The sequence below is a fragment of the Amycolatopsis sp. NBC_00438 genome (genome assembly GCF_036026695.1).
GTDB lineage: Bacteria > Actinomycetota > Actinomycetes > Mycobacteriales > Pseudonocardiaceae > Amycolatopsis.
Map to the genome: position 1 here is coordinate 5387560 of NZ_CP107923.1, position 12702 is coordinate 5400261.

The 12702-nt window shown below is 70.5% G+C and carries 11 protein-coding genes; 3 read left to right on the forward strand and 8 right to left on the reverse strand.

Going from position 1 to position 12702, the window contains the following annotated elements; genetic code table 11:
• Positions 1-52: 52 nt before the first annotated feature.
• Positions 53-1768: a hypothetical protein gene (locus OG494_RS23730; protein WP_328442707.1), complete on the reverse strand. Its 1716-nt coding sequence runs from the start codon at positions 1766-1768 to the stop codon at positions 53-55.
• A gap of 248 nt (positions 1769-2016) precedes the next feature.
• On the opposite strand from OG494_RS23730, the gene OG494_RS23735 reads away from it, so the two are divergent.
• Positions 2017-2406 (forward strand): VOC family protein, encoded by a 390-nt coding sequence (locus tag OG494_RS23735; RefSeq protein WP_328442708.1) that lies wholly within the window; start codon positions 2017-2019, stop codon positions 2404-2406.
• Here the strand turns inward: OG494_RS23735 and OG494_RS23740 are convergent.
• The 4 genes from OG494_RS23740 to OG494_RS23755 all read right to left on the reverse strand — a co-directional run bounded on the left by OG494_RS23740 (position 2403) and on the right by OG494_RS23755 (position 7079).
• A complete protein-coding gene (locus tag OG494_RS23740) occupies positions 2403-2921 on the reverse strand; it encodes a hypothetical protein (RefSeq protein ID WP_328442709.1) in 519 nt (172 codons plus the stop codon). The two genes, OG494_RS23735 and OG494_RS23740, sit on opposite strands and share 4 nt — an antisense overlap.
• 39 nt (positions 2922-2960) lie before the next feature.
• Positions 2961-5771 carry a vitamin B12-dependent ribonucleotide reductase gene (locus OG494_RS23745; RefSeq protein ID WP_328442710.1) on the reverse strand — a complete coding sequence of 937 codons (2811 nt, stop codon included), beginning with the start codon at positions 5769-5771 and terminating at the stop codon, positions 2961-2963.
• Between the two features lie 30 nt (positions 5772-5801).
• Positions 5802-6296: a transcriptional regulator NrdR gene (gene nrdR / locus OG494_RS23750; RefSeq protein ID WP_328442711.1), complete on the reverse strand. Its 495-nt coding sequence runs from the start codon at positions 6294-6296 to the stop codon at positions 5802-5804.
• 309 nt (positions 6297-6605) lie between these two features.
• A complete protein-coding gene (locus OG494_RS23755; RefSeq protein ID WP_328442712.1) occupies positions 6606-7079 on the reverse strand; it encodes a LysM peptidoglycan-binding domain-containing protein in 474 nt (157 codons plus the stop codon).
• Positions 7080-7437: 358 nt separating this feature from the next.
• Between OG494_RS23755 and lexA the strand changes: the two genes are divergently transcribed.
• On the forward strand, positions 7438-8097 hold the full coding sequence (gene lexA / locus OG494_RS23760; protein ID WP_247063137.1) for a transcriptional repressor LexA: 660 nt from the start codon (positions 7438-7440) through the stop codon (positions 8095-8097).
• A gap of 218 nt (positions 8098-8315) precedes the next feature.
• On the opposite strand, the gene OG494_RS23765 is transcribed toward lexA, so the two are convergent.
• Genes OG494_RS23765 through OG494_RS23775 form a run of 3 tightly spaced genes read right to left on the reverse strand, consistent with a single transcriptional unit; the run spans position 8316 to position 11383 of the window.
• Positions 8316-9335 carry a hypothetical protein gene (locus tag OG494_RS23765; protein WP_328442713.1) on the reverse strand — a complete coding sequence of 340 codons (1020 nt, stop codon included), beginning with the start codon at positions 9333-9335 and terminating at the stop codon, positions 8316-8318.
• 52 nt (positions 9336-9387) lie between these two features.
• On the reverse strand, positions 9388-10836 hold the full coding sequence (gene hflX / locus OG494_RS23770; RefSeq protein ID WP_328442714.1) for a GTPase HflX: 1449 nt from the start codon (positions 10834-10836) through the stop codon (positions 9388-9390).
• A gap of 43 nt (positions 10837-10879) precedes the next feature.
• Entirely contained in the window at positions 10880-11383 is a 504-nt protein-coding gene (locus tag OG494_RS23775) for an ArsR/SmtB family transcription factor (protein WP_328442715.1), read from the reverse strand.
• 62 nt (positions 11384-11445) lie between these two features.
• On the opposite strand from OG494_RS23775, the gene OG494_RS23780 reads away from it, so the two are divergent.
• Positions 11446-12702, forward strand: coding sequence for an MFS transporter (locus OG494_RS23780; RefSeq protein WP_328442716.1), 1257 nt, complete (start codon positions 11446-11448; stop codon positions 12700-12702).

Genomic DNA, 12702 nt, shown 5'->3' on the forward strand with positions numbered 1-12702 from the left:
TGCCGGGTGGCTGTGGACGCCGTGGGCGGTTCCGGTGGAGATCCCGTGAGGATCAGCGCTCGTACGCCGCGACGAACGGGCGGGGGTCGAAGCGCAACCGGCTGCGGCCGACGGAGTGGATCAGGTTGTTCCAGAACCGGTCGAAGGTCAGGGGCGCGCGGACCGAGTCGAGCATCTCGTGGATCTCGGGCCGGGCCAGCGCCAGCCGGGCCGCCGCGATCTCCTCCGAGTAGATGACTTCGTTCCCGGCGGCCGAGAGCTGGGCCGGCGACCCGGCTCCGGCGTCGGCGACGGTCCACGCCGGCGACAGCAGTTTCTGGTGCCCCGCGGGCATGCTCGCGATCACGCTGGTGTGCGCGGCGAGCGGGCCGGCGAGCCCGAGGTCGTCGACCAGGGTTTCCTCGCGCGGCAGGAGCATGCCCGGGAAACCGAGCGCGCCGGGTGTCGAGACCACCGTGCGCGTCCCCGGGTAGGCCACCCACGTCAGGTTCACCGACACCGCGACGGACGGGCCGGTGATGTGGGCCCGGGCCGCGAGGATGTCCTGTACGTAACCGGGCAGGAGCGCGGCGTCTTCGGCGGTGATCGGGTGCTCGTGGCGCGTGGAGTCCACCCAGAACACCCGGGCGTCGCTGATGCCGTACGCGCCGATCTTGTGCTGCTCGGCCGAGACCGGGCGCAGGCCGACCGCACTGGTGACGGTCCAGGCCAGGACCGCCAGCACGAGCGCGCCGGTCCACCGGGACAAGGGGACGACCATGACCGGCAGCAGCAGGCAGGTGAGCACCGGCAGCAGCATCCGGGCGTGCATGTAGTCGCCGCCGACGCGGGTGACGTACAGCCCCAGCAGGATCCCGGAGGCCACCGGCGTGAGGGCGGCCACCAGCGACTTCCGCTCCAGGCGTCGCAGGACGAACACGGCGGCGGCGAGCAGCAGCGCGAGCGGGATCAGCAGCCAGTACGAGCCGAACAGGTCGACGAGGTAGAACCACCCGCGGTCCCAGCGGGCCTGGGTGGCCTCCTTGGCCAGGGCGGTGTTGGGCGTGATCAGGCCGTAGTAGCCCATCCGGAACACCTGGTACGCCACCGGGAGCAGGCCGGCGAGCCCGAGCCAGCCGAGCGCGCGGCGCCACCCCGGCCTGGTCACGGCCAGCAGCGCGGCGAACGTGATCGCGGAGACGAGGGCGAACTCGGGGCGCACCAGCGGGCCGCAGCCGATCAGCAGCAGGGTCGGCCAGGTCCGGACCGGGCCACCGGTCGCGTGGCGCACCAGCTGCCACCACCCGACGGACAGCCACAGCGTGACCAGGCCGGTCTCCAGTCCGGACGTGGCGTAGTCCCAGAAGGGCGGCAGCGCCAGGACCACCAGGCCGCCGGCCGGCACGACCCGCCGGGCCGGGAACAGGCGCCGGGCCCCGTCGAGGCCGAAGAACAGCCCGCCGACGGCGGAAACCAGCCCGAGGACGACGGCCACCCATTCCAGGTTGAGCCACGGCTGGAGACCGCCTACGGCCAGGACGTACGTCCACAAAGTGCTGGTGTTGGCCTCGACCCGTTCCCCGGCGTTGAACACCGGACCGTTTCCGTGGAGGAGGTTTTCCACGGTGCGCAGGGCGATCAGGCCGTCGTCGCAGACCCACCGGCGTTGCCAGGCGAGGAAAGCGAAGATCACGAGCACCAGCGCGCTCGACCACCAGCGGGAAAATCCCTCGCTTTGCGGTTTTTCCCGCGGTCTCGGCGTCGTTTCGGCAGCGACAAGCGAGGTCATCGAGCGATCCCTCCCCGGATCCACACGAAAGCGCATAACCAGGGGGAACAGTCCGCCATCCCCCGCGCCGCAGAGGTTAACTCGAACGAGTGAAACCGGAACAACGGGGTCGAAAGTGTCGAACATGTTAACTCGAAAACAAGGTTATTCACCTCAAAAAGGCCGGAAAATGCAGGATGTATTGTTTCCGGATGCGGTTTCCGTCGTGATTCCGGGGCGTCCCCGCCATCTGGCCTATCATCGGGCGGATGCCGATCACCCTGCGGTTCGAAGCCCGCATCCCCACCCAGGACCTGGCCCGCGCCCGCCGCTGGTACGCCGAGAAGCTCGGCCTCGAACCGGCCGAGGAGCGGCCCGGCGGCCTGCGGTACGAGAGCGAGTCCGGCGTGTTCTGCCTCTACGCCTCCGCCGGCGCGTCCGACGGCTCCTTCACCCAGATGGGGTTCTACGTCGACGACGTCGAAGCGGCGGTCGCCGAGCTACGCGCCCGCGGTGTCGTGTTCGAGGAGTACGACGGCTGCGTCGGCGGGATCATGGACATCGAGGGCAACTACCCCAGCAAGGGCCGGGGCGAGCGGGCCGCGTGGTTCCGCGACAGCGAGGGCAACATGCTCGGCATCGCCGAGATCGTGCGCTAGCGGGCGCCCAGCACCACCGCCGGAGTCCAGAAGAGCACCTTAGGGTCGCCGAGCCCGGACGCCGTCAGCCAGCGGGCGGCTTCGCGGGCGTCGGTCTCCGCCTCGATCAGGCCGTTGCCGGCCGGGCGGATGCCGGTCGCCGCGCGGACGTCGTCGACCAGGCCGCCGAGGCAGGCCCAGGAATGCCCGGCTCCGTCGTCGAACCCGATCGGCTCGAACCCGAGGACGCGCCCGCGCGGCACGGGGAGCCGGTGGCCCAGCCGGTCCGGCAGGCCACCGCTTCCCCGCACCCGGCCCGCGGCGGCCAGGTCGGCCAGCACGCGTTCGACGTGCTCCACGGGAACCCCGGCGGTGAGCACCGTTTCACCGCGGGCCGCCGCGGTCGCGAAGTCGCCGAACCAATCGTCCCCGCCGAGCTCGGACAGGACGAGGTCGGCGAGGCAGTCACTCACCGACAGCCGCTGCGCGCCGCCGGCGACCGCGGCGTGGCCCGCGAACACGAAGTCGTCGATCACGACTCCAGCGTCCCGGGCCACGCCACGGGAAACGACCGATCAGCTGCAGCCCGAGGTCGCGCCGCAGCCTTCGCACGCGTAGCACGAACCTGCTGGGCGCATCTTCGTTCCGCACGTCATGCACAGCGGGGCGTCCGCGGCCTTGCCGAGGCGGAGTTCCATCAGCTCCGTCGTCGTCTGGGCTTCGCGGTGCGGGTGCTCGGATTCCGCGGTGTGCGGCTCCGGCGAGGAGTCCACTGTGGACTGCAAGGCGCCGAGGTCCACGGTGCCGCCGTAGTTGGCTTCGACCTCGGCCGAGCGTTCGTCCGCGGACAGGATGCCCAGCTGCGCGCGCTTTTCCTCCGGCAGGTAGTCCAGCGCCAGCCGGCGGAACAGGTAGTCCAGCACGCTCGTGGCGATCCGGATGTCCGGGTCGTCGGTCATGCCGGCCGGCTCGAAACGCAGGTTGGAGAACTTCGAGACGTAGAACTCGAGCGGGATGCCGTACTGCAGGCCCACCGAGATCGACATCGAGAACGCGTCCATCACGCCGGCCAGCGTCGAACCCTGCTTGCCGAGCTTGACGAAGATCTCGCCGAGGCCGTCGTCCGGGTACGAGCCCGCCGTCAGGTAGCCCTCCGCGCCGCCGACGGTGAACGACACCGTCTGGCTCGGGCGCTTCTTCGGCAGGCGCTTGCGCACCGGCCGGTACTCGACGACATTCTCCGGCTCCGCCGCGACCTTGTCCTTCTTCGCCGTCGACAGCGGCTGGCCGACCTTGCAGTTGTCGCGGTAGATCGCGAGGGCCTTGAGGCCGAGCTTCCAGCCCTGGAAGTAGATCTCCTCGACCTCTTCGACCGTCGCCGTCTCCGGCATGTTGACGGTCTTCGAGATCGCGCCGGACAGGAACGGCTGCACCGCGGCCATCATCCGGACGTGCCCGATCGGCGCGATCGAGCGCTCGCCGACCGCGCAGTCGAACACCTCGTAGTGCTCGGGCCGCAGCCCGGGCGCGTCGACGACGTGGCCGTTCTGCGCCACGAACTCGACGATCGCCTCGACCTGCTCGGCCTGGTAACCGAGCGCCTCCAGCGCGCGCGGCACGGTCTGGTTGACGATCTGCATCGAGCCGCCGCCGACGAGCTTCTTGAACTTCACCAGCGAGAAGTCCGGCTCGATCCCGGTGGTGTCGCAGTCCATCATGAAACCGATGGTGCCGGTGGGCGCGAGCACCGACGCCTGCGCGTTGCGCCAGCCGTGCTTCGTGCCGATGTCGATGCCGCGCTTCCACTCCTCGGTCGCCAGCGCGCGGACCGCGGCGTCGTTCGCGTGGTAGGTGCGGACGAGCTCGTTCGCCGCCGCGTGCTTGCGCATGACGCGCTGGTGCGGCTCGGCGTTGCGGGCGTACCCCTCGTACGCGCCGACGGCCTGGGCCAGCTCCGCCGAACGCCGGTAGGAGACGCCGGTCATCAGCGACGTGATCGCCGCCGCGAGCGCGCGGCCGCCGTCGGAGTCGTACGCGTGGCCCAGCGCCATCAGCAGCGCGCCGAGGTTGGCGTAGCCGATGCCGAGCTGGCGGAACTTCCGCGTGGTGTCGGCGATCGGCTCGGTCGGGAAGTCCGCGAAGCAGATCGAGACGTCCATCGCGGTGATCACGAACTCGACCGCGCGGGCGAACAGCGGGGCGTCGAAGGTGCCCTCGGGCGTGACGAACTTGAGCAGGTTCAGCGAGGCGAGGTTGCAGCTCGAGTTGTCGAGGTGCATGTACTCGCTGCACGGGTTGGACGCGGTGATGCGGCCGGACTCCGGGCAGGTGTGCCAGTCGTTGATCGTGCCGTCGTACTGGATGCCGGGGTCGGCGCACTCCCACGCGGCCTGCGCCACGGTGCGGAACAGCGTCTTCGCGTCGGTCCGGGAGATCTCCTCGCCGGTGAGCCGGGCGCGCAGCGCGAAGTCCGTGTTGTTCTCGACCGCCTGCATGAACTCGTCGGACACGCGGACCGAGTTGTTGGCGTTCTGGTACTGCACCGAGGAGATGTCCGCGCCGGAGAGGTCCATGTCGAACCCGGCGTCGCGCAGGACCTTGATCTTCTTCTCTTCGCGCGCCTTGGTCTGGATGAACTCCTCGATGTCCGGGTGGTCGACGTCGAGCACGACCATCTTCGCCGCGCGCCGGGTGGCGCCGCCGGACTTGATGGTGCCCGCGGACGCGTCGGCGCCGCGCATGAACGAGACCGGGCCTGAAGCCGTACCACCGGAGGTGAGCAGTTCCTTCGAGGAGCGGATGCGGGAGAGGTTGAGGCCGGCGCCGGAACCGCCCTTGAAGATCAGGCCCTCTTCCCGGTACCAGTTGAGGATCGACTCCATGGTGTCGTCGACGGCGAGGATGAAACAGGCGCTGACCTGCTGCTTCGACGACGTGCCGACGTTGAACCAGACCGGGGAGTTGAAGCTGAAGACCTGGTGCAGCAGCATCCAGGTGAGCTCGTGCTCGAAGATCTCGAGGTCCTGCGGCGAGGTGAAGTAGCCGTGGTCGCGGGCGGCCTTGACGTACGTGTGCACGACGCGGTCGATGAGCTGCTTGAGGCTGCGCTCGCGCTGAGGGCTGCCGACGGCGCCCCGGAAGTACTTGCTGGTGACGATGTTCGTGGCGTTGACCGACCACGACTCGGGGAACTCCACGCCGCGCTGCTCGAAGTTGACCGAGCCGTCGCGCCAGTTGGTCATCACGACGTCCCGCTGCTCCCAGGTGACCTGGTCGTACGGGTGCTCGCCCTCGGTGGTGAAGACACGCTTCACGCTCAGCCCGCCGGCGGCCTTGTTCTTCTTGCCGGTGGCCGCCCTGGCCCCGGTCCCCACGGTTTCGGTCATGGTCGAACCCTCACTCCCGCAGCGGGACGGTCAATCGCCGTCGTCGCGCTGATCGCTCTCCTTCGGCGCAGCAGCACCCGCGATGGCCTCACGAAGGTCGGCGATCTCCTTCTCGAAGTCCTCGACCGAGGAGAACGAGCGGTAGACACTGGCGAACCGGAGGTAGGCGACCCCGTCGAGCTCACGCAGCGGGCCCAGGATCGCCAGGCCGACCTCGTGACTCGGGATCTCGGCCAGCCCGGCGGAGCGGATCGACTCCTCCACGCGCTGCGCGAGCTGCTGCAGCGCGTCGTCGTCGACCGGCCTGCCCTGGCACGCACGGCGGACGCCGCTGACCACCTTGTCCCGGTTGAACTGCTCGGTGACCCCGGAGCGCTTCACGACGGCGAGCACCATCGTCTCCGACGTCGTGAACCGCCTGCCGCAGGACGCGCACGAGCGCCGCCTGCGGATCGCCTGGCCTTCATCCACCTCTCGGGAGTCGACGACCCGAGAGTCCGCATGCCGGCAGAACGGGCACCTCATCCGCCGATCACCTTCCCCTCCGCGCCGGCCGCCCCGGTCGACGTCCCGGCCGCCACGCGCGGCCGTGCTGCGATCGCCGGGTACCCCTGCACCCTGGTGATCGACATGTGGACATCCGGTGGGTAAAAGCCGGTCAACTGTGGACAACTGCTGTCCAGACTACCCCAACCTGTGGACCAACTACAGCGGTGTAACTACTACATATAGCGGCAGAGAGTAGGACTCGGGAGGTACGCGCGCAAGCGGCGCGACCGGGCGGGAACCCGCCCGGGTGAGAGTGGTTGACGGCCACGGCGGACGGTGGCGGCATCAGGGTGCGGGAACCGCGGCCGGGTCGGCGACCGGGACCGTGAGCGCCAGCCCGGGCACGAGAACGCCCTGGTCCAGGCGATTGAGCTCCTTGATCCGGGCGACAACCGCGCCAGGGTCGCTGCTTGGCGCGAATCGGGAAGCCAGCGCCGACAGCGTGTCGCCCTGCTCGACCGAGACCGTGGCGGTCGACTCGGGCACCGGAGCGCCCGTGCCACCGCCGCCGAGAAGCCCCAATCCGGTGACCACGAGACAGGCCGCGACGGCGACGGCGGCGAGCCACGGCCACCGCACCGGCACCCGCCGCGGCGCCGCGCAGGGCGCGCCGGCCGGGCGACGGCCCGCGACCACCCTCGCGCGCGTCGGCGGGCGCCGCACCTCTCCGCGCCGCCCGCGCAGCACGCGCACAGGGCGGGGTTGCGCCGGAACCGGGGTCGCCGGGCGAGCCGGACCACGTTCGGCCAGAATGGACATCCGAACCTCCTCTAAACCCAGGTGTCCGCCTGATCCGGGAACCGGGAGCGGTTCGCGGATCAAGGTCGAACAGGCGTTCTATCGAACGTCCGTGCGAAGGTCTACCACCTGCCACCGACAAAATCGAGCGGACACGGCGTGTCGATCGAACAGATGTTTGAAATCGCCGTGCCCGGGGGCTAACGTCGGTGACCAGGGCATCTGCCGGGCAGATGCCGCCGGCGAGGCTGCCCGCACCCAGCGGACGGCGGCCGGCGCGCATACGTGCAGCGAACGTCTGGGAGGCGACGCAGTGGCGAAGGAGAACAAGGCGGGCAGGACCAGTGGGTCCCCCGGGGGCACCGGAAAGGTGGCCTCCATGCCCGAGGTGTACGACGTGGACGACGCCCTCACCGTCCGCCAGCAGCAGGTGCTCGACGTGATCCGCTCGTGGGTGAGCCGGTTCGGCTACCCGCCCAGCGTCCGCGAGATCGGCGAGGCGGTGGGCCTGACGTCGACGTCGTCGGTCTCGCACCAGCTGCGGGCGTTGCAGCGCAAGGGGTACCTGCGCCGGGACGCGAACCGGCCGCGCGCGGTCGGCGTGCTCTCCGCGACCGACGACAACCCCATGGGCATCGAGATGGACCAGCAGCCGGTCATGCCGAAGGCGGCGTACGTGCCGCTGGTCGGCCGGATCGCCGCCGGTGGCCCGGTGCTGGCCGAGCAGTCCATCGAAGACGTCTTCCCGCTGCCGCGGGAGATCGTCGGCGAAGGCGAGCTGTTCCTGCTCAAGGTCACCGGTGACTCGATGATCGACGCGGCCATCACCGACGGCGACTGGGTCGTGGTCCGGCAGCAGCCGGACGCGGACAACGGCGAGATCGTCGCGGCGATGATCGACGGCGAGGCCACGGTCAAGACGTTCAAGCGCAAGGGCGGCCACATCTGGCTGATGCCGCACAACGAGGCGTACGAGCCGATCCCCGGCGACGACGCGACGGTGCTCGGCAAGGTCGTGGCGGTCCTCCGCCGCCTGTAGCGAGGTGGAGGGGGCGAGGTGTGTCCGCGGACAAGCGCGGACCACGGCCACCGCTCCACGTGTCTTCTGGGGCAAGTCCCCAGACCCGCCCGGGGCGAGCCCCCGGACCCCCGCCTCGGTCGCCTGGGAAGTGAAGCCCGAGGTTCGCACCGCCGAGGCTGGGGCTGATCTTCACCGGATCGAGTGGTCTTGGCCGTGGGGAGCCAAGCCCGCCAGGACTACCGGCGGCTTCGGCGACGCAGCTTGCTGAACCCAAACCAGCCGATCCCGACCACCGCGAGCGTGATCCCCGCGGCGGGCAGGATGGGGAGCCCGGCCCCGTCCCCCGCCGAACCGGACGACGCGCCGGTGCCGGTCGAGGCTTTGCCCTCCGCCGGTGCGCCGGACTGCGCGGCCAGAGCGGCCGCGCCCCGCACCGCGCGGAGGGGCTGGCCGGCCCCTTCGCTGCCCGAGAGCAGCGTGCCGTCGGGATCGAACGCGATCGCCTCGCCCTGCTTCTCCCCCGGCAACGGGATCCGGACCGGGGTGCGCTGCAGCGCGGCGAGGACATCACCGTCGGGTGCGGCGTAGAGGTAGGCGTCGGTGTACGTGCGCAGCGCGACGACCGTGCCGTCGGCTGAGGACGCGCCGCCGGTGACCAGGACCGAGCCGATCGACCCGACCGGGCCGCCCTGCGTGTCGGTGGTCGCGATCTTCACCGAGCCGACCTTCTCCAGGTTGGTCGGGCCGGGGCTGGCCAGCGGACCGGCAGGCCGGTAGACCTTCGCGTCGCCGAGGACGTCCTTGGTGATCAGGTACGGCGTTCCCGCCTTGTCCATGATCAGCGCTTCGGTGTCGTGCTGGCCGTCGGGATAGGTGAGCCGGTGCAGCGTGAGCTTGCCCTGGGGGCTCAGCTCGAGCAGCGCGACGGTCAGCCGGCCCTTCAGGTTGTCGCCGGTGTCGGACAGCCAGAGCCGCCCGTCGGGCGTGCGGGCCAGGTCCTCGACATCGAACGGATCCGTCTTGTCGCTGAGGACCTTCTGCACCTTGCAGTCGCGACCGAGGACGAACACCTGGACCTTGGTGCCGCCGTCGTTGATCGCATAGAGGTGTTCGCCGTCGGACACGAGCCCCGACAGTTCACCGAGGCGCGAGTCCTTCACCGTGCACAGGGCCTGAGGCGTCTCCGCCGCCGACGCCGGTACCGGTCCGCTCAGGAAAGCCAGGAAACCCGCCGCAATCGCGACCGCCAAGCGCACCCAGCCACCTCCGTAGTGTGCGACCACTTTGATCGCACACTACGGAGACGTGTCAGGCCCTGGTCGAGTTGGTCTCGTACTCCCGCAAAGCGGCGGCGAAATCCGGGCGGACCCGCACCAGCAGGCGCGTGCCCTCCTCGACGTGCTCCTCTTCCAGCACTTCGCCGTCCGAGTGCGCCCGCGCGACGAGCTCGCCGCGCGCGTAGGGCACCAGCACCTCGACGGTGACCTCGGGCCGCGGCAGGCGTTCGGAGATCACGTCGACGAGTGCTTCGATGCCGGCCCCGGTCCGCGCCGAAACCTGCACGGAGCCGGACAAGGCGTGCCGCAGCCGGGCGAGGGTGACCTCGTCGGACGCGTCCGTCTTGTTGATCACCAGCAGCTCCGGCGGGAGCGGCTCCTTGCGCTTGCGCGTGATCTCGCCGAGCACCTCACGCACCGCGCTGACCTGCTCCTCCGGCGCCGGGTCGGACCCGTCGACCACGTGCACCAGCAGGTCCGCGTCCGCGGCCTCTTCCAGCGTCGAGCGGAACGCGTCCACCAGCTGGTGCGGCAGGTGCCGCACGAACCCGACGGTGTCGGTCAGCGTGTAGGTGCGCCCGTCCGCGGTCTGCGTGCGCCGCGTGGTCGGGTCGAGGGTGGCGAACAACGAGTCCTCCACCAGCACCCCGGCGCCGGTCAGCGCGTTGAGCAGGCTCGACTTGCCGGCGTTCGTGTAGCCGACGATCGCCACGCTGGGCACCTCGTTGGCCACCCGGCGGCCGCGCTTGGTCTCGCGGATGGTGTCCATCGCGGCGATCTCCCGGCGCAGCTTCGCCACGCGCTTGTTGATCCGCCGCCGGTCGGTCTCGAGCTTGGTCTCACCGGGACCACGCAGGCCCACGCCGCCGTTCGCGCCACCGGCGCGGCCACCGGCCTGCCGGGACAGCGACGCACCCCACCCGCGCAGCCGCGGGATCAGGTACTGCAGCTGGGCCAGCTCGACCTGCGCCTTGCCCTCCTTGGACCGGGCGTGCTGGGCGAAGATGTCGAGGATCAGCGCGGTCCGGTCGATGACCTTGACCTTGACCTTCTCCTCGAGCTGCCGCAGCTGGCCCGGCGAGAGCTCGCCGTCGCAGATCACGGTGTCGGCGCCGGTGGACCCGACGATGTCGCGCACTTCCCGCACCTTGCCCGAGCCGATGTAGGTGGCCGGGTCCGGCTTGGTCCGCCGCTGGATGAGACCTTCGAGGACTTCCGAACCCGCGGTCTCGGCCAGGCGCGCCAGCTCGGCCAGCGACGCCTCGGACTGCAGGGCGGTGCCCTCGGTCCACACGCCGACCAGCACGACCCGTTCGAGCCGCAGTTGCCGGTACTCGACTTCGGTGACGTCGTCGAGCTCGGTGGACAGCCCCGCGACCCGGCGCAGTGACGCACGGTCCTCGAGCTCCATCTCGCCCGTGGACAGTTCGGCGTCGTACCGGTCGTCGTCGTGGTCTTCGGTGTGTGTCAGATCTGTCATCGTGCCTCCATGGTCCCACGTTTCGACGCGGAACCGAACTTCTTCAGCTGCTCGGATAGGTGGCGAGGTAGATCGCGGTGCGTTCCGCGCCGGGACGGCGCGGGCGCGCGCGGAACTCCTCGAGGAGGGCGTTCAGCCGGTTGTCCAGCTCGTCGCGCTCCTCGGGGGCCACCTGGACGACCAGGCGTGACTGGTGCACGCCCTCGAACCCGGTTTCGGCGATCTCGGCCAGGTAGGCCTCGAGCACCGCCTCTTCAACGCCCCGATCACCGCATGAGTCGAGTGTCCACGAAAGTCCCGTGGAGAGGTAGGGGATTTCCCGGGCGCCCCGGGTGCCGCGCCGGGGCGGCTGGGCCGCCAGGAAGCCGGTGTCCACGAGCTTGCGCACGTGGTGCAGGGTGGTCGCCGGGTCGCGGCCGAGCCGCTCGGCGAGCTCCTTGTTGGTCAGGGCCTCGGAGAAGGTCAACCGGATGATGCGCAGCCGTATTCCGGAGGCCAGCGCGGCGGCCTCGGCTTCGGTCGCGGTACGTCGTTTCGAGGGCGGCACCCGCACAGCCTAGAGCGCATAGTGATTGACACTTTCCAATCACTCGCGGCAGACTCGGGAGCATGTCCAGGGGGTCATCACTCTTCTTCCACGCCGACTTCCGGCGGCTGTGGGCCGGCGACACGGCCAGCCAGTTCGGCACGTTCGTCGGCAACACCGCCGTCCCGCTGCTCGCGGCGGTGACGCTGGCCGCGACGCCGTTCGAGATGGGCCTGCTCACCGCGGCCGAGACGCTCGCGTTCCTGCTGATCGGGCTGCCCGCCGGGGTGTGGGTCGACCGGCTGCGGCGCCGCCGCGTCATGCTCACGGCCGACTTCACCCGGTTCGCACTGCTGCTCAGCGTGCCGCTCGCCTGGTGGGCCGGGGTGCTGACGCTCGCGCAACTGCTGGTCGTCGTGCTGCTCGTGGGCATCGCGACGCTGTTCTTCGACATCGCCTACCAGTCGTACCTGCCCTCGCTCGTCGGCCGCGAGCACCTCCTGGAGGGCAACGCCAAGCTCCAGGCCGTCCAATCCACGGCGCAGATCGCCGGGCCGGGCGCCGCGGGCGTCCTGGTCCAGCTGGTCAGCGCGGCGAACACCGTGCTGATCACCGGCTTCGGCTACCTGACGTCGGCGCTGTGCCTGCTGCGGATCCGCGCGCGAGAGCCCGAACCGGAGCGCGGCGGCCACGCCCGGCTGCTCCCGCAGATCGCCGAAGGTCTGCGGTTCGTGTTCTCCGACAGGCCGTTGCGGGCCATCGTCGGGACGACGGCGACGGCGAACTTCTTCGGCGGGGCGTTCAACGCCGTGCAGGTGCTGTTCCTGACGCGGACCGTCGGGCTGCAGCCGGCCGCGGTCGGCGTGCTTCTCGCGGTCGGCGGCGCCGGCGGGATCCTCGGCGCGGTCTGCTCGGGCGCGGTGACCCGGCGGCTCGGCCAGTCGCGGGCGATCTGGCTGGTCCCGCTGTGCACCACGCCGGCCAACCTGCTGTTCCCGTTCGCCGCACCGGACTGGCGGCTCGGGCTGGCCGGGCTCGGCGCGGCGGTCGGCGGGTTCGGGATCATCATCTACAACATCGCGCAGGTGTCCTACCGGCAGGCGATCTGCCCGGACCGGCTGCTCGGCCGGATGAACGCGAGCGTGCGGTTCGTCGTCTGGGGCGTGATACCGCTGGGCGGCCTGCTGGGCGGCGCGCTCGGTGAAGGACTCGGGCTGCGCGGCGCGACGTGGGTGGCCATCGCCGGCGAAGTGGCCGCGGTGCTGTGGGTGGTCTTCTCGCCGTTGCGGCACATGCGCGATCTGCCGACCACGGCGAAAACGGGTTCCGCGGCCGCCTAG

Bases quoted from the DNA above. Each gene is read 5' to 3' on its own strand.
- OG494_RS23755 (WP_328442712.1), bottom strand. From the start codon at position 7,079: ATGTCCATTCTGGCCGAACGTGGTCCGGCTCGCCCGGCGACCCCGGTT.
- lexA (WP_247063137.1), top strand. From the start codon at position 7,438: ATGCCCGAGGTGTACGACGTGGACGACGCCCTCACCGTCCGCCAGCAG.
- hflX (WP_328442714.1), bottom strand. From the start codon at position 10,836: ATGACAGATCTGACACACACCGAAGACCACGACGACGACCGGTACGAC.
- OG494_RS23780 (WP_328442716.1), top strand. From the start codon at position 11,446: ATGTCCAGGGGGTCATCACTCTTCTTCCACGCCGACTTCCGGCGGCTG.
- nrdR (WP_328442711.1), bottom strand. From the start codon at position 6,296: ATGAGGTGCCCGTTCTGCCGGCATGCGGACTCTCGGGTCGTCGACTCC.
- OG494_RS23730 (WP_328442707.1), bottom strand. From the start codon at position 1,768: ATGACCTCGCTTGTCGCTGCCGAAACGACGCCGAGACCGCGGGAAAAA.
- OG494_RS23735 (WP_328442708.1), top strand. From the start codon at position 2,017: ATGCCGATCACCCTGCGGTTCGAAGCCCGCATCCCCACCCAGGACCTG.
- OG494_RS23745 (WP_328442710.1), bottom strand. From the start codon at position 5,771: ATGACCGAAACCGTGGGGACCGGGGCCAGGGCGGCCACCGGCAAGAAG.